Annotated in this window: 23 protein-coding genes and 1 tRNA gene; 13 read left to right on the forward strand and 11 right to left on the reverse strand. The window is 64.8% G+C overall.

The annotated features are described in order from the left end of the window. Positions 1-9 precede the first annotated feature (9 nt). Positions 10-2,181: a hypothetical protein gene (locus VI340_RS15110; RefSeq protein ID WP_336358658.1), complete on the forward strand. Its 2,172-nt coding sequence runs from the start codon at positions 10-12 to the stop codon at positions 2,179-2,181. A gap of 33 nt (positions 2,182-2,214) precedes the next feature. On the opposite strand, the gene VI340_RS15115 is transcribed toward VI340_RS15110, so the two are convergent. Then, a complete protein-coding gene (locus VI340_RS15115; protein ID WP_008307145.1) occupies positions 2,215-2,388 on the reverse strand; it encodes a hypothetical protein in 174 nt (57 codons plus the stop codon). 142 nt (positions 2,389-2,530) lie between these two features. On the opposite strand from VI340_RS15115, the gene VI340_RS15120 reads away from it, so the two are divergent. Together VI340_RS15120 and VI340_RS15125 are read left to right on the forward strand one after the other, a co-directional pair. Continuing rightward, positions 2,531-4,405, forward strand: a complete 1,875-nt coding sequence (locus VI340_RS15120) for an SLC13 family permease (protein WP_336329632.1) — start codon at positions 2,531-2,533, stop codon at positions 4,403-4,405. Positions 4,406-4,460: 55 nt separating this feature from the next. Further along, a tRNA-Pro gene (locus VI340_RS15125) sits at positions 4,461-4,533 on the forward strand. A gap of 183 nt (positions 4,534-4,716) precedes the next feature. Here the strand turns inward: VI340_RS15125 and VI340_RS15130 are convergent. Then, complete coding sequence (locus VI340_RS15130) at positions 4,717-7,089, reverse strand: methyl-accepting chemotaxis protein (RefSeq protein ID WP_336358659.1); 2,373 nt, start codon at positions 7,087-7,089, stop codon at positions 4,717-4,719. Then, positions 7,089-8,234, reverse strand: a complete 1,146-nt coding sequence (locus tag VI340_RS15135) for a BMP family lipoprotein (protein ID WP_008307140.1) — start codon at positions 8,232-8,234, stop codon at positions 7,089-7,091. Before VI340_RS15135 ends, VI340_RS15130 begins: the two co-directional genes overlap by 1 nt. Positions 8,235-8,620: 386 nt before the next feature. Here VI340_RS15135 and VI340_RS15140 point away from each other — a divergent pair, with 386 nt between their 5' ends. From VI340_RS15140 to VI340_RS15165, 6 genes are all read left to right on the forward strand, one after another. Continuing rightward, positions 8,621-12,148 carry an LAGLIDADG family homing endonuclease gene (locus tag VI340_RS15140; protein ID WP_336358660.1) on the forward strand — a complete coding sequence of 1,176 codons (3,528 nt, stop codon included), beginning with the start codon at positions 8,621-8,623 and terminating at the stop codon, positions 12,146-12,148. A 1-nt stretch (position 12,149) separates the two neighbouring features. Beyond that, entirely contained in the window at positions 12,150-12,422 is a 273-nt protein-coding gene (locus VI340_RS15145) for a DUF7854 family protein (protein WP_008307138.1), read from the forward strand. A gap of 169 nt (positions 12,423-12,591) precedes the next feature. After that, positions 12,592-12,927 carry a DUF7855 family protein gene (locus tag VI340_RS15150; RefSeq protein ID WP_008307136.1) on the forward strand — a complete coding sequence of 112 codons (336 nt, stop codon included), beginning with the start codon at positions 12,592-12,594 and terminating at the stop codon, positions 12,925-12,927. Continuing rightward, positions 12,924-13,733 carry a DUF7856 family protein gene (locus tag VI340_RS15155; protein WP_336358661.1) on the forward strand — a complete coding sequence of 270 codons (810 nt, stop codon included), beginning with the start codon at positions 12,924-12,926 and terminating at the stop codon, positions 13,731-13,733. Before VI340_RS15150 ends, VI340_RS15155 begins: the two co-directional genes overlap by 4 nt. Before the next feature lie 33 nt (positions 13,734-13,766). Beyond that, a complete protein-coding gene (locus VI340_RS15160; RefSeq protein ID WP_336358662.1) occupies positions 13,767-14,534 on the forward strand; it encodes a DUF7857 domain-containing protein in 768 nt (255 codons plus the stop codon). Further along, positions 14,531-15,247 carry a MinD/ParA family ATP-binding protein gene (locus VI340_RS15165; protein ID WP_008307130.1) on the forward strand — a complete coding sequence of 239 codons (717 nt, stop codon included), beginning with the start codon at positions 14,531-14,533 and terminating at the stop codon, positions 15,245-15,247. The genes VI340_RS15160 and VI340_RS15165 overlap by 4 nt, the downstream gene beginning before the upstream one ends. Here the strand turns inward: VI340_RS15165 and VI340_RS15170 are convergent. Next, positions 15,226-16,086: a transcription initiation factor IIB gene (locus VI340_RS15170; protein WP_008307129.1), complete on the reverse strand. Its 861-nt coding sequence runs from the start codon at positions 16,084-16,086 to the stop codon at positions 15,226-15,228. The genes VI340_RS15165 and VI340_RS15170 overlap by 22 nt on opposite strands. Positions 16,087-16,256: 170 nt before the next feature. Between VI340_RS15170 and VI340_RS15175 the strand changes: the two genes are divergently transcribed. Both VI340_RS15175 and VI340_RS15180 read left to right on the forward strand, forming a co-directional pair. Next, positions 16,257-16,751: a DUF7858 family protein gene (locus VI340_RS15175; RefSeq protein ID WP_008307127.1), complete on the forward strand. Its 495-nt coding sequence runs from the start codon at positions 16,257-16,259 to the stop codon at positions 16,749-16,751. A gap of 137 nt (positions 16,752-16,888) precedes the next feature. Next, entirely contained in the window at positions 16,889-18,409 is a 1,521-nt protein-coding gene (locus VI340_RS15180; RefSeq protein ID WP_008307126.1) for a hypothetical protein, read from the forward strand. Between the two features lie 82 nt (positions 18,410-18,491). Here the strand turns inward: VI340_RS15180 and VI340_RS15185 are convergent, their stop codons facing one another. Together VI340_RS15185 and VI340_RS15190 are read right to left on the reverse strand one after the other, a co-directional pair. Then, positions 18,492-19,076: an NADPH-dependent FMN reductase gene (locus VI340_RS15185; RefSeq protein ID WP_008307125.1), complete on the reverse strand. Its 585-nt coding sequence runs from the start codon at positions 19,074-19,076 to the stop codon at positions 18,492-18,494. A 262-nt stretch (positions 19,077-19,338) separates the two neighbouring features. After that, the gene (locus VI340_RS15190; RefSeq protein ID WP_336329547.1) at positions 19,339-19,599 is read right to left on the reverse strand and encodes a hypothetical protein; all 261 of its coding nucleotides are present in this window, start codon (positions 19,597-19,599) and stop codon (positions 19,339-19,341) included. A 97-nt stretch (positions 19,600-19,696) separates the two neighbouring features. Between VI340_RS15190 and VI340_RS15195 the strand changes: the two genes are divergently transcribed. Beyond that, a complete protein-coding gene (locus tag VI340_RS15195) occupies positions 19,697-20,260 on the forward strand; it encodes a Rieske (2Fe-2S) protein (protein WP_336358663.1) in 564 nt (187 codons plus the stop codon). Between the two features lie 49 nt (positions 20,261-20,309). Here VI340_RS15195 and VI340_RS15200 read toward each other — a convergent pair whose 3' ends face one another. From VI340_RS15200 to lrp, 3 genes are all read right to left on the reverse strand, one after another. Then, positions 20,310-21,797, reverse strand: coding sequence for an MATE family efflux transporter (locus VI340_RS15200; RefSeq protein WP_336358664.1), 1,488 nt, complete (start codon positions 21,795-21,797; stop codon positions 20,310-20,312). After that, positions 21,794-22,390, reverse strand: coding sequence for a TetR/AcrR family transcriptional regulator (locus tag VI340_RS15205; RefSeq protein WP_008307119.1), 597 nt, complete (start codon positions 22,388-22,390; stop codon positions 21,794-21,796). Before VI340_RS15205 ends, VI340_RS15200 begins: the two co-directional genes overlap by 4 nt. A 140-nt stretch (positions 22,391-22,530) precedes the next feature. After that, positions 22,531-22,989 (reverse strand): HTH-type transcriptional regulator Lrp, encoded by a 459-nt coding sequence (gene lrp / locus VI340_RS15210; RefSeq protein WP_005536716.1) that lies wholly within the window; start codon positions 22,987-22,989, stop codon positions 22,531-22,533. 126 nt (positions 22,990-23,115) lie between these two features. Between lrp and glnA the strand changes: the two genes are divergently transcribed. Then, the gene (gene glnA, locus VI340_RS15215; protein WP_008307114.1) at positions 23,116-24,471 is read left to right on the forward strand and encodes a type I glutamate--ammonia ligase; all 1,356 of its coding nucleotides are present in this window, start codon (positions 23,116-23,118) and stop codon (positions 24,469-24,471) included. A 10-nt stretch (positions 24,472-24,481) separates the two neighbouring features. Here glnA and VI340_RS15220 read toward each other — a convergent pair whose 3' ends face one another. Further along, positions 24,482-25,375: a phosphatase PAP2 family protein gene (locus tag VI340_RS15220; protein ID WP_008307113.1), complete on the reverse strand. Its 894-nt coding sequence runs from the start codon at positions 25,373-25,375 to the stop codon at positions 24,482-24,484. Continuing rightward, positions 25,372-26,607, reverse strand: coding sequence for a YihY/virulence factor BrkB family protein (locus VI340_RS15225; protein ID WP_008307112.1), 1,236 nt, complete (start codon positions 26,605-26,607; stop codon positions 25,372-25,374). The genes VI340_RS15220 and VI340_RS15225 overlap by 4 nt, the downstream gene beginning before the upstream one ends. Positions 26,608-26,682: the final 75 nt, after the last annotated feature.

Genomic DNA, 26,682 nt, shown 5'->3' on the forward strand with positions numbered 1-26,682 from the left:
CCGGTGTCCATGGGCCTGTTCGATACGATCCGTCGCGCCGTCGGTGGCGATGACTCGTCGACCGACGGGGACGAGCGGGCGGCCAGGGGCGACCCGCCGTCCGACGACGGGCCGGACCTTCTGGATACAGCGACGCTCGACCCGACGACGTTCCGGGAGTACGCCGAGCACGTCGTCGACGGCGCGGACCCGCTGACCTTCGACCCCGATGCGCTTGCCCGCCTCGATACGGCTATCGAGGAGAGCTACGACGGCAAAACCGTCGGCGACGCCGCGAGTGTGACGACCTACACCGAGAACACGGTTCGGTTCGGGAGCTACCTCGGCGAACTCCTCGTGCGAGCCTACGACGGCGAGTGGGTCCAGTCCGACGGTCGATGGGGCGTCGCCGTTGCCGGGCCGGACGACGAGGTGGCGGTCGCGGTGTTCGACGTGGCCGCCCGCTCGTTCGGCGACGAGCCGGTGTTTGCGGCCGTCGTGACGCGCCTGGAGTCCGAACTGGAACTGGATAGCATACAGAGTACCGACGACGAAGGTCTGACAGAGCCGGGCGCGGACGAAACCGACGCCGACAGCGCCGTCTCCGACCCGACGCGGATCGTTCGCCGCGTCGACGACGGACAAGCAAACGAGCGCGACGCGCCTCCCGAACCGGCGGCGACAGACGAGCGAGGTGAGGCAACTGCCGGCGACACCGCTGCTACCGATTCGTCCCAGGCCATCGAAACAGAGCCGACCCGAATCGTCCGGCGGGTCGAATCCGAGTCGGAAGGCGACGACCGATCGGACGACACCGACCCCACACCAGCCGTCAGTGAGGCCGCTGACGAGCCAGAGAACGAGCCACCGTGGGGCAGTGACGACGCCGACGGTTCGACCGCTGACATCGGCGAGGACGCAGATCCAGAGACGACCGAGTCAGCGTCAGACGATGCCGGCAGCGAGCCGTCGGCCGCTGAAACCACCGAGGAGGGGTCGACTATCGACTCAAGCGATGCAGGGTCGGGCACCGACACCGCTGCCGAGCAGTCGGCTGTTGATACCGCCGATGAGCAACCAACCGCCGAAACACCGGCAGCGGACTCAGCCCTCGACGCCTCTGAAGACGGACCGACTGCTGACACGACTGATGCTGTCGAGACGACGGCCGATGATACCGCTGATATGGCCGCTGCCGACGAAGCGGCCGCGTACATCGACGAAGCGGAACCGGCAGCCGACAGTGCTACAGCGGACCCCTCGGACGAAGCGCCGGCGGCCGAGACACTTCCCGAAGACTCGGCTGTCGACACTCGCGACGAGGACCGAACTGTCGACGCGTCCGCGGGAGCGGCAACTGACACATCTGCTGACGAAGCAGCGACCGATACAGCCGACGACGGAGCGGCCGGGATATCGATAGACGACGAATCGAAGCCCGATATCTCGCCGGATGCGTCGTCAGACGCCGCTACAGACGCGGAGGCGGTTTCCGAAACCACGGGTGACGAGTCGCCTGCAGACACCGCTGACGCCGCGGGAGTCGATGACACGCCGGCAGCCGTTGCGGAATCCGATGCCGTGGAACAGTCCGATGATCGTCCCGACACATCGGCTCCTGTCGGGGATGTCGAGGCGTCTGATGCCACTGAGACTGCACCGTCACAGAGCGCGGCCGCTGACGAGACGGCTGAGACAGCGGCCCCCGACGAGGGTGAGACAGCCATCCCCACCGACGGCGACTCGACCGCTGACTCGATGGATCGCTCGTGGGAGCCCGGAACAGTCCGCGCAGAACACGCCGACACCGCCGTCGAGTTCGCCGACTTCTGGGGCGAACACGACCTCGACTTCTCGCCGGCCTCGCTTTCGCGGCTCGACGATCTGGTCGACGCGGAGTGGGACGACGAGCGCTTCGCCGAGACGACGTTCGGGAGCGACGCGTCGTTCGACGACCGCGCGTTCACCAGCGTCGTGCGGGAACTCGGCGGCTACTTCGGCGAGGTGCTCGTCCGGCAACTCGACGGCGAGTGGACCGATGAGACGGATCACGAAGCGGCTGTCGTCGTCGGCGGGCCGGCCGGGCAGTTCGCCGTCCCCGTCTTCGAGGTCGCGATAACGTCGCTCAGAAAACAGGCGGTGTTCGGCCGGAGCTACGACGCTCTACTCCAAGACCTGGGTCGTGACGGGCCGACGCGGTGAGCGACGCGACGCCGGCCACGTTCCCCGCTGTTCCTAGTCGGACAGGGGTATGACCGATGTACTCCCACATTCGGGACACTCGTCGTGGTCCGTGTAGAGGAGCGTGTCACACTCGATACACCGGTGGGTAGCTTCGTCGTCGGTCGCGCTCCCGACCTCCTGTTTCAGCTCCTCGACCTTTCGACCGAGATCGTTGAAAAGGCTCATTGCCACTCCTTCGGCCCGGACAGGGATAAACGTCGGCTGCCTGGTCAGGGTGTGAGCGGACGCCCTCGCTTGCAAACGACCCATGCTTTTGTCACTGGCGGCGCAGGGGCCAGACGTGTCGCTGCCACCTGTTACGCCGGGGATGTTGTTCGTCTTCGCGGTTATCGTCGCTGCGCTGGTGCTGTTTGCGACGGAGGCGCTGCCAGTCGACGTGACTGCTATCGCCGTCATGGTCGCGCTGATGCTGGCCGAACCGGTGACGGTGCTCGCGGTCGACCTCGGGCTGCTCGCCGAGCCGGTGTACGTGTTACACCAGGCCGGTGACGGGATTTCGCCGCTGGACCGCGGGCTCTCCGGCTTCGCCTCGACGGCGACGATAACGGTGCTGGCGATGTTCATTCTCTCCGACGGCGTCCAGCGGACGGGTATCGTCCAGATCCTCGGCGCGAAAATCGCCTCGCTGACCGGGGACAGCGAGACGAGACAGCTCGGTGCGACCGTCGGTCTGGTCGCGCCCATCTCCGGGTTCATCAACAACACCGCCGCCGTCGCCATCCTGCTGCCGATGGTCACCGATATCGCGCACAAGGGCAAGCTCTCGCCGTCGAAACTGCTGCTGCCGCTGTCCTACGCCTCGATGTTCGGCGGGATGCTGACGCTCATCGGCACCTCGACGAACATCCTCGCCTCGCAGCTCTCGGCGGAACTGCTCGGCCGCCCGTTCAGCATGTTCGAGTTCACCCAGCTCGGCATCATCGTGACCATCGTCGGGACAATCTACCTGCTTACCGTCGGGCGCTATCTGGTTCCATCGCGCATCCCGGCGGAAGAAGACCTCACCGAGGAGTTCGAGATGGGCGAGTATCTCACCGAGGTCATTGTCCGCGACGATTCTCCGCTCATCGGCCAGACCGTCGAGGAGGCGCTCAGGGTCTCTGAGTTCGACGTGGACATCGTCCAGTTGGTCCGCGAGAAACGCACGTTCCTCGAACCGTTCGGCCAGAAAACGATTCGAGCCGGCGACGTCTTCGCGATTCGGACGGGCCGGGACACGCTCGTCGACCTCCTCGACGTCGAAGGGCTGGACGTGATTCCCGAAGTCGAGGTCGGTGAGGCAGAACTGGAGGCCGCAAACGAGCGAAAGAACCTCGTCGAGGTCGTCGTCGCTCCCGGCTCCTCGCTCATCGGTGAGACGCTCGTCTCCACGAGCTTCCGCCAGCGCTACGACGCGACCGTGCTGGCACTTCGCCACGGCCAGGAGCTGTACCGCCAGCGGATGGACCATGTCAAACTCCGCATCGGCGATACGCTGTTAGTGCAGGCCACCCCCGACAGCATCGACCGTCTCAACCGCAACAACGACTTCATCGTCGCCCAGGAGGTCGAACGGCCGGACTTCCGCCGGTCGAAGATTCCCGTCGCAGTCGGCATCGTCGCCGCCGTCGTCGGCGTCGCCGCGCTGACGCCGATTCACATCGTCATCTCGGCGCTGGGCGGCGCGCTCGCGATGGTCCTCACCGGCTGTCTCCGCCCGTCGGAACTGTACGACGCCGTCCAATGGGACGTCGTCTTTCTGCTTGCCGGCGTCATCCCGTTGGGTGTCGCCCTGCAGGAGACCGGCGGTGCTGACCTGCTCGCGGAGCTGTTCGTCGTGGGTGCCGGCAGCGTCCTCACCGCCGGGGGCGGCCTCGCCGTCGTCCTCGGGCTGATGTACCTCGTCACGGCGCTGCTGACGAATATCATCTCGAACAACGCATCAGTCGTGCTGATGATTCCGGTCGCCATCGAAACCGCCCAACAGCTGAACGCCAACGCCTTCGCGTTCGTCCTCGCCGTCACCTTCGCCGCCTCGACGGCGTTCATGACGCCGGTCGGGTACCAGACGAACCTCCTCGTCTACGGTCCCGGTGGATACCGCTTCACTGACTACCTTCGCGTTGGAGCGCCGCTACAGGCCGTCTTCGCCGTCGTGACCACGCTCGGCATCGCGTACTTCTGGGGCCTCGCTCCCGCGTGACACGGCGGCCTCGCAACGAAACCCTTTACTCGCTGTCCGGTCGAGATGTTGATGCGGGATCGTGGGGTAGCTTGGTAACCTTCGGGCCTTGGGTGCCCGCGCCCCTAGTTCAAATCTGGGCGATCCCATCCCTACCACACTCAAAGTGGCCTTTTTGCCGCTTCTACTGTCGTTCCTTCAGATACTCGTCCTGATCGTCCTCGGAGTCATCGCTCTTCGTCGTCGTACTCGCGTTCCGACTTCCGCCGACATGCTACCAGCGAATACCCGAGCTACACTGCGAAAAGAAGCTGTAGCGATGGCACGCCGCGCTAGTCGCCAGTCTCGTCGGGGGTGGAACGCGGAGTGCGCTCCTCGCCGGCACCGTCGGCATCGCCGTGGTCGTCGCCCTCGCCACTGGTGTCGAACTGATCGACAGTCGCGGCCAGCGAGTCGGCGCGGTCGCGGAGTTCGTCCGCGCTCTGGGCGATTTCGGCGACGGACGCGGACTGCTCCTCGGCGGCCGCCGATACCTGCTCGGCGTCCTCTGTCACGTTCTGGCTGATCTCGGAAACACCGTCGACGCGGTGGACGACGCTCTGTGTCGCGTCGGCCTGGTCTTCGGTGGCATCCGCGATCTCCTGAATCCCGTCGTTGGCGTCCTCGATTGCCTCGACGGTATCCTCGATGGCGTCGGCAGCCTCGCGGACAGTCTCGACACCGGTGTCGATGTGGTCGCTGGTCGCGCGGATGTCCGTGACAGTCTCGTCGGTCTCCGTCTGCACGGCCGCGATTTCGGCCTCTATCTCTGCGGCCGCCTGTTTCGTCTCCTCCGCGAGGGTCTTGACCTCGTCGGCGACAACGGCGAAGCCCTCGCCGTCCTTGTCGGCACGGGCGGCCTCGATGTTGGCGTTCAAGGCGAGCATATTCGTCTGCTCGGCGATATCCGAGATGAAGTCGACGATCTCGCCGATGTCGTCCATCCGCTCCTGTAGCGCGAGAATCTGGTCGACCGCGTCTGCCGACCGGGACTCGATTTCCGCCATGTCGTCGATAGCTGATTCGGCGGCTTCCCGGCCCGTTTCGCCACGGTCGACGGCTTCCCGGGCCGTCTCTGCGACCGTCGTCGACGACGCTGCGACTTCCTCGATGCTCGCCGATAGCTGGTCCATCTCGGCGGCGGCCTCCTCGAGGTCGTCGTGCTGTCTGATAGCGCCGTCGGCGATCTCCTGTATGCGATCGCTGACGGTCTGGCTCGTCGTCTCGATTTCCTCGGCCCCGGTCGCGACCTCGATTGTGGCGTTCGCGACTTCGTCGGCGAACGCCGCGACCTCGCTGACGGTGGCTTCGAGGCCGTCGAGCATCGCGTTGAACTCCACCGCGACTTCTCGCATCGCTGTCTCCTCAGCGTCCTCGTCGAGTCGCTCCGTGAGGTCACCGTCGGCGATGTCTTGCATCACCGCGCTGTACTCGGTGGCGCGCTCCTGCAGACGCTGGCTGGCTTCCTCCGCTTCGGCCCGTGCGTCCTCCGCTTCCGTGCGGAGCTCCTCGGCCTCCGACCGCGCCGTCTTCGCTTCCTCGACCGCATCCTCCGCTTCCTGAATGCGGTTCTGCAGAGAGACTCGCATATCGTCAAACGTCCCGTAGAGCCGGCCGATTTCATCGGCGCGGTTCGTCGAGAGGTCGACATCGAAGTCCCCGGCCTCGATGCGTTCAGCGCGGTCCCGCAGTTGCTTCAGAGGGTCGACCGTGCGTTTCCCGAGCACGAGGCCGACAGCCGACAACGAAACGAGCGCCAGCAGGACAAGCAGTCCGACTGTCTGCCCGACCGTGTCCCGGACACTGAACGCCTGCGCCGTGTCCAGACTCGTCACCGTAACCCAGTTTGTGGTCGGGACGGGCGCGAACGCGTACACGCGACCATCGGAAACCGCTGTCACCGGCGCCGCAGTGCCGTTCGCGTCGCGGATCGCCGCGAGGCTCTCACTGTGCGTGTCGGCATCGAACTCGCGGTCGATGTTCAACACCGTCTCGTCGTTGGTGTTCAGAATCGTGGTTTCCTTCGTGGAATTGGTATCGCTGAGCCGGTCGACCTGGCTCTGGATGCGCGTGACGACGACGAGGTGCGAGCCGTCGCGCTTCGGGACCGAGCTAGCGAACGCCATCACGGGCTCGTCGTTGAGAACCGGTGAGCGGTACGACCGACTACTCGACCACACCTGACTGTTGTTCCCGGGTCCTTCCGGCACTTCGGCGGCCGTCCACGGCGCGTCAAGTTCGGACAGCGACCGTCCCTCGAGCGGGAGTTCCGTGCTGGCGACCACTTCGCCACGAGTATCGTTTACGAGGTGCATACTGACAACATCGTCGGGCAGTAGCTGGTCTTGCAGTAGGATGTACGCCGCGGCGCGCCGGTCGCTCCGGAGCGGTTCGCCCTGTGAGACGGAGCGCGTGTGCGTGCGTTGCTGTTCGACCCACGAACCGATAGAGTCCCCCTCCAGCTGGCTGGTCTCGGCGAGCTGTCCGGTCGTCTGGCGTTCGACGGCTGTGGATGTCGCCTGGAAGGTGAACGCGCCAGCGCCCGCGATGACGAGCAACACGGCGAGGAACGCAACAGCGAACTTCGCAGCGAACCGCTGCCGGACGAACTCGGGGGCGACCCGGTCAAGCGCACTCGCCAGTCCGTCGAGCGGACCGCCCGCCATCAGGCACCACCTGTGTTGGAGCGCTCAGTGGGCACGACGATGTCGCCGGTGGCGACCTGCTCCCGCGACGTCGACAGCGCCTCCCTGACGTCGTCGGGAATTGCCGGTTCGAGGGAGGTGCCATAGACGACGCCGACGCCGTCACTATCCAGCCCGAGAGAGACGACCTCACCAGCGGGGAGGTTGTCCGCGACCGTCGCCGTCGCAGCGTCGTAGACGGCTACGTTCACCCGCTTGACCATGCTCGCGAGCACGACGTCCGCGTACCGGGGGTTACTGCGGGACTGGTCCGAGTCCACCCCGATTGCGTACCGGCCACTGGCCTGTGCGGCCTGGAAGATGCCGACACCTGCGCCACCCGCTGCGTGGTAGACGATGTCCGCCCCATCGTCGTACATCCCGGCTGCGATGTCGCGGGCACCCTGCACGTCGTCGAAGTTCCCGAGGTACTCCGTGAGGACATCGACGTCCGTGTTGGCGTGTTCGACGCCGGCTCTGAAGCCGGCCTCGAACTTGTGGATGAGAGGCTGGTCGAGGCCGCCGACGAACCCGACGGTCGTCTCGTCCGGGTTCGTTGCGCCTGCCCCGAGATCGACCTCTCTGGTCGTGAGCAGCCCAGCGAGGTTCCCGGCCTGAAACGACCCCTCGTGTTCGCGGAACACGTAACTCGCCACGTTGTCGGCCTCCACGACAGAGTCGACGATCATGAATTGCTGGTCTGTGTACTCCGGTGCAGTCTCAGACAGCCCCTCGGCCTGCAGGAATCCGATACAACAGATCAGGTCGTATGGTGGGTTCGACGAACTCGCCAGTTCGGCCTGTACCTCCGCGAAGCCGGCGACGCTGTTTGGCTCGTGGTTCGTGTATTCGACCCCGTCATCGAGCCGCGCGCGCTGAATGCCGCGGTTCGCCGCATCGTTGAACGAGCGGTCATCGAGCCCGCCCAGTGCGTACACCATTCCGACAGTCGCCGCCGCATCGCTCACGTCGATGTCGCTTTCGGTCGCTTGCTGGCTGTCGCTGGTGTCCTCGTCGCCGCTCCCTCCGAAATCCCCGAAGCGGCCTGCACAGCCGGCGAGCGTTGCGGTCGCGGCCGCGCTGCCGCTGGCGAGGAGCCGACGCCTTGTGATTTTTTGATCGCGCACGGTTATTCTACTCTGAGTGAATCAGGTATATCAGCAAAAACTACTGGTCCCAATTCTCGGCACTGATATTGGTAGCGCCTTTGTGACGCTACAGTGGTGAAGCTATTATCCGAAATTGCCCGTGAGGCAGTCTCCTGTGCAGTAATTGTCGATTAAACCGACAGTCGTTTGCAGTAGTGATTGTGTCGATTGCAAGTCCTACTAAAGATAATCTCAGTCAGTTTCGTTACCCCCAGTCACCCGATTCGATCAGAGCCTCGTGGGGAATCCTTTGTCTTCACCGGCCCATATCACCAGCACCCGTGCGCCCGCTGGTTCCCTCGCTTCAGTTCCACCCCGGTTTGCGAACCTTCTTAGGCCAGTGGGCATAACCACTGTCCACTCAAATGGCGACCGCCGAGAACACCGAACTCATCGACCGCTTCGAGGAGTTCTACCGCAACTACTACCGCAACGAGATCGGTGAGCTCGCCCAGAAATACCCGAACGACCAGAAATCGCTGTATATCGACTGGGACGACCTCTATCGCTTCGACCCGGACCTGGCCGACGACTACCGCACCAAGCCCGAGCAGATTCAGGAGTACGCCGAGGAGGCCCTGCGACTGTACGACCTCCCGGTGGACGTCTCACTCGGGCAGGCCCACGTCCGCGTCCGGAACCTCCCCGAATCCGAGGATATCCGCGATCTGCGCCACGAACACCACGGCAACCTCGTCGCCGTCCGGGGCATCATCCGGAAAGCGACCGACGTGCGTCCGAAAGTCATCGAGGCGGCCTTCGAGTGCCAGCGCTGTGGCACGCTCACGCGCATCCCCCAGACCGCCGGCGACTTCCAGGAACCCCACGACTGCCAGGGCTGTGAACGACAGGGCCCGTTCCGGCTCAACACCGACCAGTCCCAGTTCATCGACGCACAGAAGCTCCGCGTCCAGGAGTCCCCCGAGGGACTGCGCGGCGGGGAGACGCCCCAGTCCATCGACATCAACATCGAGGACGACATCACGGGCCACGTTACCGCCGGTGACCACGTTCGCGTGACCGGCATCCTCAAGCTCGACCAGCGGGGCAACGACAACGAGAAGTCCCCGATGTTCGACATTTACATGGAAGGCGTCAGCGTCGAAATCGAGGACGAGCAGTTCGAGGACATGGAGATCACCGACGCCGACAAGAAGGAAATCGTCGAGCTCTCAAACGAGTCCGACATCTACGACAAGATGGTCGGCGCTATCGCGCCCTCCATCTACGGCTACGAGAAGGAGAAGCTCGCGATGATGCTCCAGCTCTTCTCGGGCGTGACGAAAGAGCTTCCTGACGGATCTCGAATACGTGGAGACCTCCATATGTTGCTGATAGGAGACCCGGGGACGGGGAAATGCGTCCACGGTGACACGCGGGTAACTCTCGCAGACGGCCACGAACGGCCGATACGAGAGGTCGTTGAATCGAACTTAGATGATCCCAAACCAGTCGACGACGGCGTGTGGGACACTGTTGATTTCGATGTCCCGTCACTCCAATCCGATGGAACAGTAGCCACGCAAAACGCGACCAAGGTTTGGAAGCGCGAGGCACCGGAAACACTGTATCGGATACGAACCGCGACTGGTCGTGAACTCGATGTAACCCCGTCCCATCCACTGTTCGTCCAATCTGACGGACGGTTTCAGGCTAGGAAAGCCGAGGAATTAGAGAGTGGCACACACATCGCAGTTCCCCGGAAGCTATCCACAGATGGCCACGACGACCTGGACATCACGTTCCGACAATCACAGGCCCACAACAGAATCGATCTTGACCTTCCACCGCAGTGGACACCCGAACTGGCCCGTCTGATCGGTTATATTGTTGCCGAGGGGTACGTCGAGCAACGTCCGGATAACACGGGGTATGTTTCGATAACCAATAACGACCGCGAAGTTCTCGATGACGCGAAATCTGTTCTGGAGACACTGAACCTCAACGTTACGGAACGAAGTTCACACGAGGGGAAGACCGCCCGCGAACTGTTGTGTTCTGCCGGCGAGTTCGTGAGCTTCCTCGCATCTCTGGACGAAACGTTGCTCCAGTCCTCGGCGGAGAGACGCGTTCCGCAAGATATCATGCGAGCCAGCAACAACGTTGTCACCGGGTTTATTCGTGGCTATATCGAGGGAGAGGGACACGTTTCGACATCACAGCGAGAGATTACTGTTGCTTCGATGAGTAAACCGCTGCTGGAAGACGTTCGAACCCTGCTCGTCACACAGGGAATCACGGCACAACTCCAACCCCGGAACAACGGCAGCTACCGGCTTCGAATCTCCGGCAACTCCTTCCACGACTACGCCGAACAAATCGGATTCATCACAGCGCGAAAGACCGAAGCGTGCCGGCAATTCGAGGGAACCCACGGAAATACGAACCTTGATATTGTCCCCAATCTGGGTCCGGAACTCCGTCGCATCCGAGAAGCACTTGGACTGACGCAATCCGAGTGCGGCCTCCCGCGTTCGACGTATCAACACTACGAGCGGGGACGCCGAAACCCAAGCCGTGACAGTCTCGAATCGGTTCTCGATGCGTTCCAGGCACGGTTGGCTGAGATGAACAATGACACACCTATCAGCGACACTGCGCGTAGCGACGGCGGCGGAACGGGGTCACTCCGTCAAGACCTGAACAGACTCGCTGCATTCGTCGAAGGTGACATCGCGTGGGACCGAATCGAATCGATAGAACCCATCGAACACGATGAAAAGTGGGTCTACGACCTCGAAATCGAGGGGACACACAACTATCTCACTAACGGCGTGGTCTCGCATAACTCACAGATGTTATCATATATCGAGAATATCGCACCACGCTCTGTCTACACCTCCGGCAAAGGGTCGTCGAGCGCGGGGCTCACTGCGGCCGCCGTGCGCGACGACTTCGGCGACGGCCAGCAGTGGACGCTGGAAGCGGGGGCGCTCGTGCTCGCCGATCAGGGCATCGCCGCTATCGACGAACTCGATAAGATGTCACCGGAAGACCGATCGGCGATGCACGAGGCGCTGGAACAGCAGCGTATCAGCGTCTCGAAGGCCGGAATCAACGCGACGCTCAAATCCCGCTGTTCGCTACTCGGTGCGGCTAACCCCAAGTACGGCCGCTTCGACCAGTACGAACCCATCGGAGAGCAGATCGACCTCGAACCGGCGCTCATCTCCCGGTTCGACCTCATCTTCACCGTGACGGACAAGCCCGACGAGGAGAAAGACCGGAACCTCGCCGAGCACATCATCCAGACCAACTACGCCGGCGAACTCCACACCCACCGGACGGAGAACCCGACCTCGAACTTCAGCGAGGAGGAGGTCGGGACCGTCACCGAGGAGGTCGCGCCGACCATCGAACCGGATCTCCTCCGGAAGTACGTCGCCTACGCCAAGCGGAACTGCTTCCCGACGATGACTGAGGAGGCGAAGACGCGCATCGAGGATTTCTACGTCGACCTCCGGATGAAGGGACAGGACGAGGACGCGCCGGTGCCCGTCACCGCCCGGAAACTGGAGGCGCTGGTCCGGCTTGCCGAGGCCTCTGCACGCATACGCCTCTCCGACACCGTCGACGAAGCCGACGCCGACCGAGCGGTCGACATCGCCCACTACTGCCTGAAGGAGATCGGTGTCGACCCCGAGACCGGCGAGTTCGACGCCGACGTGGTCGAGACCGGCCAGTCGAAGACCCAGCGCGACCGTATCCAGAACATCAAGGGCATCATCTCGGACATCGAAGACGAGTACGACGAGGGCGCACCCGCCGACGTGGTCATCGAACGCGCCGAGGAGGTCGGCATCGACGAGTCGAAGGCCGAACACGAAATCGACAAGCTGAAACAGAAAGGCGAGGTGTACGAGCCCCGAACAGACCACCTCCGGACGACCTGATATGGACCGCATTTCCGCACTCCGCAACATCGAGGAGGCGCTGGCCGAGTTCGAGACAGGGTCGAAGTCACTCAGTGACCTCGAACAGGACGTTCGCGGGACGCTCCGGACCTACGCGACTGAGTTCGAGGGAGACTTGCAGGCCTACCGGGCAAGCGGTGAGGCCGCCGTGGACGGCCTCGTCGTCCTCGCGCCATCCGAGACAGCAGCCCGCGAACGGGTGCAAGCCCTCGTCGCGGACGCCGGCGAATTTACCGTTACAGTCGTCGAGTAGGGCGTTCTCTAGCACCGGGGGTACTGTCGGCGTCTCCATCTGCTGTCCACAGTGTCGACTCCGGAGTCCGACTGCCGCCGCTATCTTTCTGGCCAGTCGTCATATATATTCAGTTTAAACCAAATTCAATTCAGTAAAATTTTATAGTAATAATAGTAATGTCTACCCAGTGCTACTCGTCGTCACGTACTCCCGGGCGGCACGCACAGACCTGCGGAACGTCTGTCGTGCCCACGAAGACTGTGTCGTTCGGCAGTTCGGGAGAGCAGCGCTGTTCTCCGGAACCGAGTTCGGGGCCTTCCAGGCGCTCCGACTCCACGAGAAACACGACCTCGACATACAGATCGAACACGTCGAGCCGTTCGAGCCGACAGACGTCCCGAAGCACGTCCGCGAGGCGGCCAAACGGTACGAGGCACGCGAGGAACCGGCGACGCCCTACGAGCGGTTCGCGTCGGGGCGTGACCTCCCGGACCCGGACCAACTCCGAGGCGTCGACCTGTGAAGCTCCGCGTCGCTGGAACCACTTACGCGGGCGCTGTCGTCGACCTCCGAGCGCGAGACGTCGACGGTCGAATCATCGCCGCAAGTATCCGTGGGCAGCGGTGCTTTCCGGCCCTTTCCTGTCCGGAACCACCGGCCGTGTACGCCTACGCCGGATACGTCCACCCGTCGATGGGACTCCGAACGCGGACCGCGCTCGCGGCCGCCGCTCGGTCACGGGGACACGAGACCCCGCAGGACGACGCTATCGCTGAGTGCCGCGCCCAGCTGGCCGACCTCGAATGTTCGCCGCCGGATCTGCCGGACTCTGTCGACCCCGTCCCGGAGTCGACCATCGACGGCTTGCAAGAAGCGGTCGCGACCCACCGCGGCCGTCTCACCGCTCGGCAGGCGGTCGGGGCGGACGACGGGGCGGTACAGGCTGACCTCCGGGACGCGGCGACAGAACTGAGCGAACGGGAGACACGTCGGGCTGCCGCCAGAGAGACCCGCGAACTCCGCCGGGAGCGGGCACGCGCCTACCGGGATACGCTGGAGGAGCAGCGACGGCTTGCTGACGAACTGGCGAATCTCCGACGGAGTGCCCGGGCGACCCTCGTCGACCGATGCGCCGATGCGTTCGCTCGGGCCATCGAAGCCGTTCCGGGGCCGGTCCCGGACAGCCCGTTCGACGCCGACCCACTAACGGCCGCGCTGGCCGTACTCCGGGTCGCCCGGACACCCGCACCAGTCGTCCTCGGAACGGATCGGTTCAGGTCACCGACGGCTGCGTCGGACTGCCTCGACGCCCCTGTCGTCCGCTGCTGACTTTTAAATCGGAAGGCCGGGCCACCCCCCCCTATGGTTACCTTCGACTGTCGCGCCGAGCGAGTCGACGGCGTGACGCTCGTCACGGCGACCGTCGGCGACGTTGCCGAACCGACTCGAATTACTGTTCGGAACTGTCTCGATGGCCCCCTCTGGCCGCCGAGAAAGCAGGGCGTTCCCGAGGCCGGCTGGTCCGATGACGGGTTCGAGGGCGTCGTCGGCCCGGGAACGCACGCGCTCGGTTACGCGACCCCGGCCCCACTATCTGACCAGCCGGCGGAGCTGGTGCGTGCCGACCCGACGTCCGATACTCCCCCGGTGGACGAGCGACTCGACTCCGCAGATGCCGTCCTCAGGGAACTGGGCGACCCGTCACCGCCTGTTGATGCTGTGCCTGCAGGCGAGCCATCGCAGGCGGCCGAAGCCGCGAGTCGGCGGTCGAATGAATCCACGGTCGAACATGAGATGGACCCGCAGCGAGCGACCGTCAAATCGCCAGCCGAGTCGAGGACTCCAAGCGGCCAGCGACCGGACCAGCAGCTCCCCGACGCTGTCTCGCAGTGGCTCGAAACCGTTGCTCGACGCGTCGACCGCGCAGAGCGGCTGGCCGAGGCGGACTCGCTGTCGGCGGCGACAGCTGCGGTTCGCGCGGCGGACGGCCTGTCCGGCGTCCGGACGGTCGCGACACGCGGCGATACTGACGAGCAGATGCTCCGTGCGTTGGCCCGGCGGGCCGAACGGCTCGCCGACCGACGGGCGGCCGCCACGGTGCCGACCGAGACGCTGTCGCGCCTGGCATGATCTTGGCAGTCACCGGCGGCAAGGGCGGCGTCGGCAAGTCCACTATCGCGTACAATCTCGCGGCGGAACTCGACGCGCTCGAACGGGCTAACAGCAGGGACTCGCGCTCGAACGCGAACGCTGGGAGCGTCGTCGTCGACGGCGACCTCGGGATGGCGGACCTCCCGTCCAGTCACGGCCCCGACCTGCACGACGTGCTCGCCGACCGCGCCGACCCGCACGAGGCTGTCCGTGAGACCGGCCCCGTGACCCTCGTTCCCTGCGGGCGGACGCTGGCCGGCGCTCGAAGCGCCGAGCTGCAGGGCCTCACGGACGTATTCGCCGCGCTGGAGCGGACCTACCGCTGGGTCATCGTGGACTCGCCGGCGGGTCTGCACGCCGACGTGGGTCTGCCCCTCGCAGCCGCCGACGCCGCGATACTCGTCACGACGCCGGAGGGCGCGGCGCTCGCTGACGCCCTCCGGGTCCGAGCGCTGGCCCGTGAACTCGACGCCGGACTCTGTCGGGTCGTCCTCAACCGTGCCGGTCCGAACCCCGCGACCGAGGCCGTCGCGGACCGGTTCGGTGCACCGACCGTCGCTGTCCCGGAGAGCGAGCCGCTGGCGACGGCGCAGGCGCACGGACAGCCGCTTCGAGAAACAGCGCCGGACACGCCGGCGCGGCGCTCGCTCGAATCGCTCGCTGACGCCGTCTACTCCTGTAGCTCGGTGTAGGTTCCCCGTAGCGTGACCGGCGTCACGTCCGCTGTCTCCGCCGCCTCGGCCTGCGTGAGCGCCACGTCCCGTTCCTGCGCCGCGGTGTAGAGACACGCCGCCGCGACGCCGGCCGGATTGCGGCCGCTGACCAGCCCACGGTCCTGTGCCTCGTCGACGAGCCGTTCCGCGCGCTGGCGGACCGCCGTCGGCAGGTCCAGTGTCGTCGCGAACCGAGGGACGTACTCGCGTGGGTCAATCGGACCGGTCGGCAGCCCGAGCTCCCTGTTCAGAGCGTCGTAGGCCGCGCGAAGCTCCGCCTGGGTCGCCTTGGCGACGGTACAGAGTTCATCGACGGTCCGGGCAACGCCTTCGGTTCGGCAGGTAGCGTAGACGGCCGCGGCCGCGAATCCTTCCAGCGTTCGCCCCTGCAGCAGGTCCTCGTTCTGTGCGGACTCGAACAGCACGCAGGCCCGGTCCCGAATCGCATCAGAGAGTGCCATCGAACTGATGATACGTCGGATCTCGGTGAAGGCGTACACCTTGTTTCGCTCGCGTTTCGAGCTGATCTGGGCGCGGTTGTGCTCGCGGCGGAGGCGGGCGAACTGCCGGCGCTTGCGCCCTTTCAGCCGTGTCGACCGGCCGATCTTCGTCGAGAGGCCGCGGTCGTGACGCGACCGCGTCAGCGGCGCGCCCGTGCGTGCCCGGTCAGTGTCATCGTCGTCGAACGACCGCCACTCCGGCCCGGGGTCGATGGCGTCCTCGCCGACGACCAGTCCACAGCTCCCACAGACCGATTCGACGCCCTGCTGTTTGACTGACCCGTTACACTCCGGACATTGCGTTACCGTCGCGCTCATATTCCCACCTACGGCTGGGTGTGGGGTTAAAAAACCGATGCAAAGGCGGGCTTCCGGGCGGTTTTCGATGCAACTGCCGACCGGTAACCGGTAGGTAGTTATCGGGATCGACGCCCGTGCCTATCGGGATACCGACAGCATTAAATTCCGGCACAAAGAACGAAATTTTAATGGCGCTGTCGGATATCGCTGCCGGTGTCGAGGTCACGACCCACCAGCGTGATCGCGGCGTCGCTGCCGTCGACGAGACGGACGCCCCGCTCCCGGAGCGATTGGCCCCGGTGGCCGACGACCTCCCGTGCTCGGCGGCGACAGCGGCGACCGTCGTCGAGGCCTACGCAGCCGGCAAGAGCGTCGGCGATGCGGGCCGCGCCGCCGGTGTTGCGCCTGTGATGGCCGCCAAGACGCTCCATCTCGTCGGTGAGCAAGTGTCACCGGTCGGCCCACAGGGCCGTGAGATAATCGCCGATTGGCTCGCCGGGGACCTCTCTCGCAGCGATGCCATCGCACTCGCTGACGTAACTGAACAGGAGTTTGCCCTGGCGGTGTACATCGAAACGCACGAGCCGTTGCCCGCAGCTCGCGATGCGGTAGAGGGGGCGCTTACGACCGAGGAGCGGGACCCGTTAGGGGAGACGATGAGCGACGTCGGCGAGCTGCTGTGAGGATGTGTGATCTGCATTCTCGGCGAGGTCGGGAGTGAAAGTGTTACCAATCCGTTATGACGGTGTAGAAACCGTTTTCTCGCTCTTCGCGTACTGTCTGGGGCACGCTTAACACTCGTGACTGCAAACCCGGAGATATGTCGGCTTCGGAACTGGCAGACCGGGTGGCCGAGGTGCTTGCAGCGGACAGCGAGTCGTTCAACGAACAGGCCCGCGAGGAAGCCGAAGCGCTCAAATCCGCGGTCCGGAGCGGGACCTTCGACAACTCGGAGGCGATCGTCGGCATGGAACTGGAGCTGTATGCCGTCGATGAGCAGACCGACGCGCTCCAGCGGGTCCCGCGTCAGTTGCTCGAACTCATCGGGTTCGAAAAGGAACTCGGCCTGCACAACGCCGAGATGCAGACGAGTCCGCAGCCGCTGAACACCCACGGGCTGGCGGCCCAGCGCAACGAACTGAAGGCGTCGCTGATGCCGGCCCAGCAACGGGTGCGCAACGAAGGTATCCGCCTCGTCTCTGATGGCATGTGGACCGTTCCGCCCGCCGGCGAGACGGCCCGGGAGTACCTCTGTGACTGCGTCGAACAGAGCGGCGTCCGCATCGGGACGAACATGTCGGACTCCGTCCGCTATCATACGATGGCCAACACGGACTACCCCTCGGCGTTCGAGATCGATGCGCCACACGTCTCGCTACAGGCCGAGACGGTGATGCCGGAGTCGCTCATCACCTCGATTCAACCCCACTATCAGATTCCCCACGCCCCGGACCTGCCGGAGTATTTCACGTACGCGCTCCGCATCGCCGCGCCGCTACTGGCGCTTGGCGTCAACTCGCCGTTTTTCCCACCGGACCTCTACGACGACGCGCCCGACCCCGAAATCGTCGCCGGGGCGAACATGGAGAACCGCATCGGCGTCTTCGAGTCGGTACTCAATCCGCCCGACGGCGACTCGACGCCGCCGAAAGTCTGCTTCCCGCCGGATTTCGACTCCGTCGAGGAGGCCATCGACGATATCGTCGCCGACGACACCATCGTCCCGGTCGACCTGCAGGCCGGGACCCGCTTCGACGACGACTTCGTTCACTTCCGGCACAAGCACGGCTCGTACTGGCGGTGGGTCAGACCGGTGTTCGAGGGGGCCACGCGGTCGGCGGCCAACGCCCGCATCGAGTTCCGCCCGCTGGCCGCACAGCCGACCGTCGACGACGCAATCGGCTTTGCGGCCGTCTTCGCCGGCCTGATGGAGAGCCTGCCCCAGCTCGAACACCCTATCCGGTCGCTGGACTGGGAGACGGCGAAGCGGAACTTCTACACCGCTGCGCGGAACGGCCTGCGGGGGAAAATCGAGTGGATCACCGCCGACGGGGCGACGACGACCAGCACCGAGGAGATATACGGCGAACTGTTCGAACACGCACGCGAGGGCCTCGAACAGCGCGGCCTCTCGGCGGAGGAAGCCCACGGGTACATCCGGCCGTTACGCGAGCGCGTCGACCGCCGGCTCACGCCCGCGCGCTGGAAACACGACTACGTCCGCCGCCGCGTCGAGGAGAACGTCCCGCTGGCCGAAGCGATCTGGGGGATGCAGGCCACCTACATCCGCCATCAGGAGGAGACGCTGCTGGAGGGCAGTTTCGTCGACTGGTTCGAGTGAGTCATACTGTTGGCTGTACTCCCCTGACGAATATTGCCACCCCGAGCTGGCGACTGTCTTCACGAAGGGACAGTCAACAGTATCAGTCGCCGGTCGCCAGTTCCGACTGTTCTGTTTCTTCGCGTCGGTCCGCAACACCCGTGTACGCGACGACGTTTGAGCCCAGTTCCTCGACGCGCGCTGCGATGTCTTCGTCGGCGATGTGTCCGTCCTCGAAGGCGGCCCACGATTCGGGGATGGCAACGGCTTGCGGAAGCGGCCAGCCCTTCAACTCCAGTACAGAGGCGCGAAGATGCTGTAGCGTCGGCGTGGGGAACCCGCCGCCGGCCACTGCGAGGATACCGACGGTCGTCCCTTCGACGTCGTCAATACTGCAGTAGTCAAGCGCCGTCTTCAGCGGTGAGGCGATGGTGCCGTGATACACGGGAGTTCCGAGGACCAGGGCGTCGGCCTCGCGGACACGGGCGGCGAGTTCCGGACCCTCACCGGAGTCGGCCTCACCCGCGTCGGGGTCGAACAGCGGGAGGTCCCACTCCCGGAGGTCGATGTGCTCGATCGTTGCACCATCCCCCACTGCCGCGTCGAGAGCGCGCTGGACGGCGATTCTGGTTCCGCTGTCGTCGCGGAGGCTTCCGCTGATACCGATAACGTGTGGCGTGTCGTGCATCGTGTGCCTGTTCGTAGCCACCGCTAATTAGTAAGTACTCTGAGAAAAAAGTTTCAGTGCGTATTCTGACAGGAAGTCACGGGTCAGGCCGTAGTGACATCGTGAATCAGTCCCGACGGCTGATATCGATGAACATAGACCGAATTCTATCGGTCACACCGCTGCCGAGATTCACTGCTGAGGCCGATACGCACCTGTGATTTGACAGCAGTTCACCCGTGCTCCTGGGGGTGCCCTGCCCCACGTCCGTTGCTGCCCGCGACTACTCCTGGTCTTCGTCGCCGCCTTCTGTCTCGTCCACCTCGTCGCCGGTTTCGGAGGCCGCCGTCTCGTCTTCTGTCTCGTCCATCTCCTCGTGTTCGTCGTGTTCGGCGAACTCGACTTCGGCCTCAAGTTCGATTTCGACGCCCTTGCCTTCCAGTTCGGCTTCGAACTCCGCCATGTCTTCGACTTCGGCTTCCAGTTCCGCTGTATCTACCGCTACCTCGACCTCCACTTCGACGGAAACGTCGTCTCGGTCCATACCGACCTTCCGAGGGGCTGACATAACTCAGTTTTGCAACCGGCACGTTGCGACCGACTTCGACATCGCTATGTGTGTCAATCGATGACCCATTGCTATGAGCGACCCCGTGGACGTGACCGTCGACACCGACGACGTGTCGGAATCGGTCCGTATCCACGACGACGGTGGCGAGGTCGAAGCCGGCGACGCAACCGTCCGATTCAGTTTTTCCGGCACTGGCGACGATGGGCAGGCGGTTGGCGGCGACGACGAGCAGTCGCCCGGCGGCAACGACGATCAGTCGCCTGACGACGGCAACGACGACCCGCGCCGCATCGCCGAACTCGACTCGGTGCCCACCGACAGTACGCTCGTGTTCGAGGCGCGCGACGGCCGGCGCGGCGTCAACTGCATCCTGCACCGCTCGGGTGACGCCGTCGCCGCCTGGCGAAACTCCTGTCCCCACCAGCCCGAAGTCCCGCTTGACCCGGGCCGTGGCGCGATTGTGCGGGGTGACCGTCTGGTGTGTCACAAGCACGGCGCGCAGTTCGAACGCGACGACGGCGTCTGCACGCACGGCCCCTGCGCCGGCGACGCCCTCGACAGTATCGAGGTCACGGTTCGGGACGGCGAGGTGTACCTCACGGACGAACGCTTCGAGCGGGCCGAGCGGCGCTGACACGCGATTTTAGAACGCTTTTGCGGTTGTCTCTCAGTGACCAGTGCCATCAGTCGTCTGCAACGGCCGGTTCGCTGCCGGCCCGGGGGTCGGCCTCGCGCCACGTCCCGCGGAGGAACCAGGCCGCGGCGAGGCCGGCCGCGAGGACGTTCGAGACGGCGAAGGCCAGCCAGATGCCCTGTTCGGCCAGCGAGTACGCGAAGAGGTCGACAACCTGCGGGCCGAGCCACGCCGGCACCGTGACCGGGCGGGATGCGACCCAGGCGACCGGCAGGCGGATGATTCCCAGCATGGTAACCGCCAGCGCCGCTGCGGTGAGCGTCTTGCCGGCCCCGCGGAACCCGCCGGAGTAGGCCCGGACGACGCCGATGAAGCCGAAGGTCGGGGCGACCCACTGGAGGAACTCGGCCCCGATGCGGACGACCTCGGGGTCGTCGCTGAACACGCTGACGACGGCTGGTGCGGCGAATATCGTGACGACACCCAGCACAGAGAGGATGGCAAACGAGACTTTTGCGGCGAAGTGGTTGGCCGTCGCCGCGCGGTCCGGCCGCTCGGCCCCGAGGTTCTGGCCGGTCATCGTCTCGACACCCCGATCCATCGCGATAGCCGGCATGAACACCAGCGAGAACACGCGGATGCCGACGCCGAAGGCCGCGACAACGGTGACGGAGAACGTCCCGACGATGAACAGCATGGCGTTGACCGACACGGCGCGCCCGGTGCCTTCGACGGAGGCCGGGATGCCCAGTCTGAGCAGTTTCCGGAGGTACTCCAGGTCGGGGGCCATATCACTGAGGTGAATCCGCACGCCGCGCCTGCCCGACAGCAGGATACCGATGCCGACGACCAGCGCCACGGCACGCGAGAAGATGGTCGCGACGGCCGCGCCGACGACGCCCATCTCGGGGAACACCCACCAGCCGAAGATGAGGAACGGGTCGATGACGATGTTCAGCACGACAGTCCCGAACATCACGAGCATCGGCGTGATGGTGTCGCCGGCCCCGCGCATCAGCGAGATGAACACGAAGAAGCCGAACATCGCCGTCAGCCCGAGCGAGACGACCTGCAGGTAGCCCGTCGCGCCCGGCAGCACCTCGCTGGACGCGCCCAAAAGCGACAGGAAGTCCTCGACGAAGAAGTAGCCGGTCGCGCCGAGCAACACGGAGGCCAGCAGCGCGAACGTCACGGTCTGGGAGGCGGCGTACTCGGCCTCGCGGTGCTCCTCGGCCCCGGTGTGCTGGGCGACCAGCACGCTCCCGGCCACCGACAGCCCCATCCCGAGCGAGATGAGCAGGAAGATCATCGGGAAGGCAAAGGAGATGGCCGCAAGCGCTGTCGTGGAGTACTGGCCCAGCCAGAACGTATCCGCGAGGTTGTACGCCACCTGTAGCAGGTTCGTGATGACGATGGGGAAAGAAAGGAACAGCAGCGGCTTACCGATGTCGCCGCTGGTCAGGTTCAGGTCCTCTTGCCCCTTGAACAGGTTCCCGAGCCGCGCACCCAGACGGCCCAGTTTCTGCCGGACGCTCACGCTGTGACCTCCTGCTGTCCGTCCAGGAGATGCGTCTCGACGTACTCGGCGAGCATCCGTCGGGTACACTCGACCGGGCGACCGGTCGTGACGCGCTCGGTCGCAGCCCCGGTCAGGACGGTGACGATGAACTGGGCGGTCTCCTCGGCGTCGAGGTCCGATTTGAACGTCCCGTCAGTGATACCATCTTCGAGGATCACTTCGAGTTCGTCGACGAGGTAGTCGTCGAATTTGGTGAGTCGCTCGCGAAAGCCGGGTTCGTAGGGCGCGTGGGCACGGATTTCGAGAATCGCCGTCCCGAACTCCTCGCTCCCGTCGTCCGGTTTGTCCAGCACGGAATCGATGAGCGCCAGCAGGCGCTCGTGTGGGTTCTCGCCGTCGGGGTCTTCGATCCGGTCGACGAACCCGTCATAGAGGTATTCGAGGAACGCACAGAGGAGGTCGTGCTTGCTGTCGTAGTGGTAGTGGAGGGCAGCTTTGCTCTTGTCCGACTCGTCGGCGATGTCCTGCATCGTCAGATCCGCGTAGCCGTGCGTACACAGCGCACGGTAGGTCGCATCCATAATATCGTCGGCCGTGTCGCCGTCGTTCATTACGCGTAACTAACTGACTGGTCAGTCAAGAATGCGTCGGTACCATTTGAGGGTGGGGTCGCGTGCCATGCCACCCGGCGATCAGACTCGCGGGAGCTGTCGCTCTGAGAGCGTTCGGAACGATGGTAGAAGGACGGTCGCTACTCCTTCAGGTCGAGGTCGAACTGCTCGTGTTCGCTTGCGGCGTTGAGCACGACGGAGGTGTTCGACTCCCTGATGTCCGGGTCGGTGAGGAGTTCTTTGATCTGGGCGTTCATGCCGTCGGTGTCGGTGAACTTGCCGACCGCGATGACGTCGTAGTCGCCAGTGACCTCGTACACCGATATCATCTGCTTGTGCTCTTCGAGGTCCTCGGTGACTGCCGGGAGCGACGACCCTTCGACCTTGAGCTGGATGATGGCCGTCACGTCGTAGCCGAGCTTGTCGTAGTCGACTTTGGGGGTGTACCCGTTGATGATTCCCTCGTCCTCGAGATCGGAGAGGTGGTTTGAGACGGTCGTTACCGACACGTCGAGGTCTTCTCCGAGGCTTCGGAGGCTGGCGCGGCCATCCCCCAGAAGTGCATTCACTAGCTCACGGTCGAGATTTTCGTACGTCATTACATTGGTGGACGCCCCCCAGGGATTAGAATTTTACGAATGTCCAAATGTAAGCGAAAGCGTCGAAACCTTTGCGCAAATCAGCAGGGTTTTAGTAGTAGCACCGTTCCTATCGGGTGTCCAAAGATGACAAGCGAACTTTCAGAGGCGGCACAGGAGGTACTCGACGAGATCGAAGAGAAGAACGTCGACTTCCTCCGGCTCCAGTTTACCGACATCCTCGGCACCATCAAGAACGTCTCGATCACAGCCGATCAGGCGGAGAAAGCGTTCACAGAGGGGATCTACTTCGACGGCTCCTCGATCAACGGCTTCGTCCGGATTCAGGAGTCCGACATGCGTCTGGACCCGGACCCCTCGACGTTCTCGGTGCTTCCGTGGAGGGAAAACGTCGAAGGCGGTTCCAGTGCCCGCCTCATCTGTGACGTCATCGACACCTCGACCGGCGAGCCGTTCTCCGGCGACCCGCGCGGCGTCCTGAAGCGTGCGATCAAGCGCGCAAACGACATGGGCTATACGGTCAACGCCGCCCCCGAGCCCGAGTTCTTCCTGTTCGAGGAAGACGAAGAGGGCCGTGCGACGACCAAGACCAACGACGCCGGCGGCTACTTCGACCTCGCGCCAAAGGACCTCGCCTCCGACGTGCGCCGTGACATCATCTACGGCCTCGAAGACATGGGCTTCGACATCGAAGCCTCCCACCACGAGGTCGCCCAGGGCCAGCACGAGATCAACTTCACCTACGACGACGCGCTCTCGACGGCCGACAACGTCGCCACCTTCCGCTCCGTCGTTCGCGCCATCGCGGCCGAGCACGACCTGCACGCGACGTTCATGCCGAAGCCCATCCCGAAGATCAACGGCTCCGGGATGCACACGCACCTCTCGCTGTTCACCGAGGACGGCGAGAACGCGTTCCACGACGAGGACGACGAGTTCAACCTCTCCGAGACGGCAAAGAGCTTCACCGCCGGCATCCTCAAGCACGCGCCGGCTATCACGGCCGTCTCGAACCCGACGGTAAACTCCTACAAGCGTCTGGTCCCGGGCTACGAGGCACCTGTCTACGTCGCCTGGTCCGACCGTAACCGCTCGGCGCTCATCCGCAAGCCGGCCGCCCGAACGCCAGCTGCAAGCCGTATCGAGGCTCGCTTCCCCGACCCGTCGTGTAACCCGTACCTCGCCTTCGCCGCGCTCATCCACGCCGGGCTCGACGGCGTCGAGCAGGACCTCGATTGTGACGACCCTGTCCGCGAGAACATCTACGACTTCGACGAGGAGAAACGCGAGGAGTACGGCATCACCACGCTCCCGTCGAACCTCGGCGAAGCCGTCGAAGCGCTTGAAGACGACGAAGTGATTCAGGACGCTCTCGGCGAGCACGTCTACGAGAACTTCGTCGAGGCCAAGACCCAGGAGCACAAGGAGTATCTGGTCGACGTCTCCGACTGGGAACTCGACCGCTACCTCGAGAAGTTCTAACGGCTGCCACTCACACCTTTTTCGCGAGGCGCTCACCGGCCAGCGGCAGCGTCAGCAAGACGCCGGTCCCGACCGCCGCAAGCAGCGTGACGGCGACCGGCGACGGGTCTAGCCCGAACGTCACGCCGAGAAACGCTCCGACCGAGACAACGCCCAGCAACGCCGTGATGCCGACACCGTGCCGGCTCGGCTCCGGCATCGCATCACCCAGTAGCCACCAGACCACAGCGCCCGCGACGGCGACACCCAACGCCCCGGCCGAATTACGTGAGACACCAGTGACGAGTAACCCAGCCGTGGCGATGACGGCGGCGAAGCCGAACACCCGTTCGGGCGTTCTGAGCGCACCGAGGGCGAGCGCGAGGGCCGCACCGGCGATGGCAAAGCCCGCGAGGATATCGGCGAGGTAGTGGACGCCGAGCACCAGCCGGGAAAGCCCGATGAGGGCGATGATCGTCGCGGCGACGGCGGCTCGTTGCCGACGCGTGCCGACCCGGAGCGCCCACGCGATGCCGCCCCAGACGAGCAGCGAAAGGGTGGCGTGGCCGCTGGGGAAGCCGAACCCTTCGCCGGTCGCCATGGACTCGTAGACGCCCCGCAGCGCCGCCGGAAGCAGTTCGGCGTGCGTGGCCGTACCCGCTCCGGGCGGCCGCGGCAGCGCGAACACGCCTTTCAGTGAGACGACGAGCGCGACGGCGACAGCGAGCAGGGCGACCAGCATCGCCGTCCGGTCGCGAGTGAGGCCGCGACCGAGTTTCGGCGTCCACGGGCCGAGCCAGTACAGCAGGCCACAGGCCAGAAAGGTGAACCAGAAATCCCCGAGTTGGGTGATGAGGGCGAACAACACGACGACTGCGCCGGGCAGCGCTGACAGCACCTCGGTGACGCCGACAGCCCGTATCACTGTCGCCAGTCGCGCACGCGGTCGATGAGCCGTCCGGGCATGCCGGTGGCGGTAAGCGTCACACCGACTGTAATCATCACGGCGTAGAGGCCGAGCGTCGACAGCCAGATGACCAGCATCGCCAGGACGGCCCAGACGCCTTTCAGGTAGTAGAACGCGCCGAGAGTCATTATCGTGCCGTACAGCAAGACGATGTAGGGGCCCCACTGTCGGGCGTGGCCGCGGCGCATCCGGCGGCGGACGTACTGTTTGAGGTCCGACCGCACCTCGTCACGGTGGAGCGTCCGGCCCTCGATGTCCTCGCGGAACGACTCGAACTCCTCTCGGAGTTCCTTTAGCTCCTCGTCTGTCAGCGCATCAGTGTCTCGTCCGGTCGGCCCGGTTCCGGCTGGCGGGGGTGTGTCGGTCTCGTCAGCGTCCTCACTCATCGCTTTGCCGGACCGTCGGCGCGATACCTGTTGTAGTTGCCGGTCCGCGAGCGCCGCGTTGACCGCTGCGCCCACGAGTAGCACCTGTCCGGCGAAGTAGAACCACGTCACGAGCAGGAGGACCCCGCCGATGACGCCGTACACCTGGTAGGAGTCGGCCTGCGCCGCGTACACGTTGAACCCCGTCCCGAGCAGCGTCCACCCGGCACCGGCGAACACTGCGCCGGGGACGGCCTCCCGTATCGTCATCTCCTGGTCGGGGAACAGGTAGTACAGCGGGAGGAAGGCCACCGTCAGTACAGGGATGAGTGCGAGTCCGCCCAGCGCGACCTGGACGCCCAGCACCGTTCCGAGAGCGCCGATGACGCCGAGCCCGACCAGCGCCACGACGATGCCGCCCAGCGCGGCCAGCCCGTCGACGAGTTCGCCGACAATCGAATCGGGGCCATCGGTTCCGTAGACGCGGCTGAAGGCCGTATCCAGCCCGCGGAACACCTTGAGCGCGCTCCAGAGCGTGACGCCGACGCCGAGCACAGTCGCGCCCCCGCGGCCGGCCCCGCTGGTCAGCGCGTCTTCGAGCAGCGTCGATGCGGTCGGCGAGAGCACGTCCCCCGCAGCCGTCACGATTCGCTCGGCAAAGGCCCCCCCGCCCGCCAGCGTGCCGACGACCAGCGTCAGCAACAACAGCGGCAGGAGCGAGACGAACATGTAGTAGGCGATGCCGGCCGCGAGAAAGGAGACCTCCTCCTCTTGGACAGTGCGGACGACATCCCGGGCGACGGAGACAGCGCGTGTGCGATCCACGCGAGCATGTCGGGGTGGAACCCCAAATATACTGTCGACTGGCTGACGACAGACCGTCGTTCAGGCCGTCGACAC

The organism is Haloarcula sp. CGMCC 1.6347 (assembly GCF_037078395.1).
Lineage (GTDB): Archaea > Halobacteriota > Halobacteria > Halobacteriales > Haloarculaceae > Haloarcula > Haloarcula amylolytica.

Excerpts from the sequence above, each read along its gene's own strand:
- VI340_RS15110 (WP_336358658.1), top strand. The coding sequence starts at position 10 with ATGGGCCTGTTCGATACGATCCGTCGCGCCGTCGGTGGCGATGACTCG.
- VI340_RS15115 (WP_008307145.1), bottom strand. The coding sequence starts at position 2,388 with ATGAGCCTTTTCAACGATCTCGGTCGAAAGGTCGAGGAGCTGAAACAG.
- VI340_RS15120 (WP_336329632.1), top strand. The coding sequence starts at position 2,531 with ATGTTGTTCGTCTTCGCGGTTATCGTCGCTGCGCTGGTGCTGTTTGCG.
- VI340_RS15130 (WP_336358659.1), bottom strand. The coding sequence starts at position 7,089 with ATGGCGGGCGGTCCGCTCGACGGACTGGCGAGTGCGCTTGACCGGGTC.
- VI340_RS15140 (WP_336358660.1), top strand. The coding sequence starts at position 8,621 with ATGGCGACCGCCGAGAACACCGAACTCATCGACCGCTTCGAGGAGTTC.
- VI340_RS15145 (WP_008307138.1), top strand. The coding sequence starts at position 12,150 with ATGGACCGCATTTCCGCACTCCGCAACATCGAGGAGGCGCTGGCCGAG.
- VI340_RS15160 (WP_336358662.1), top strand. The coding sequence starts at position 13,767 with ATGGTTACCTTCGACTGTCGCGCCGAGCGAGTCGACGGCGTGACGCTC.
- VI340_RS15165 (WP_008307130.1), top strand. The coding sequence starts at position 14,531 with ATGATCTTGGCAGTCACCGGCGGCAAGGGCGGCGTCGGCAAGTCCACT.
- VI340_RS15170 (WP_008307129.1), bottom strand. The coding sequence starts at position 16,086 with ATGAGCGCGACGGTAACGCAATGTCCGGAGTGTAACGGGTCAGTCAAA.
- VI340_RS15175 (WP_008307127.1), top strand. The coding sequence starts at position 16,257 with ATGGCGCTGTCGGATATCGCTGCCGGTGTCGAGGTCACGACCCACCAG.
- VI340_RS15180 (WP_008307126.1), top strand. The coding sequence starts at position 16,889 with ATGTCGGCTTCGGAACTGGCAGACCGGGTGGCCGAGGTGCTTGCAGCG.
- VI340_RS15185 (WP_008307125.1), bottom strand. The coding sequence starts at position 19,076 with ATGCACGACACGCCACACGTTATCGGTATCAGCGGAAGCCTCCGCGAC.
- VI340_RS15190 (WP_336329547.1), bottom strand. The coding sequence starts at position 19,599 with ATGGACCGAGACGACGTTTCCGTCGAAGTGGAGGTCGAGGTAGCGGTA.
- VI340_RS15195 (WP_336358663.1), top strand. The coding sequence starts at position 19,697 with ATGAGCGACCCCGTGGACGTGACCGTCGACACCGACGACGTGTCGGAA.
- VI340_RS15205 (WP_008307119.1), bottom strand. The coding sequence starts at position 22,390 with ATGAACGACGGCGACACGGCCGACGATATTATGGATGCGACCTACCGT.
- lrp (WP_005536716.1), bottom strand. The coding sequence starts at position 22,989 with ATGACGTACGAAAATCTCGACCGTGAGCTAGTGAATGCACTTCTGGGG.
- glnA (WP_008307114.1), top strand. The coding sequence starts at position 23,116 with ATGACAAGCGAACTTTCAGAGGCGGCACAGGAGGTACTCGACGAGATC.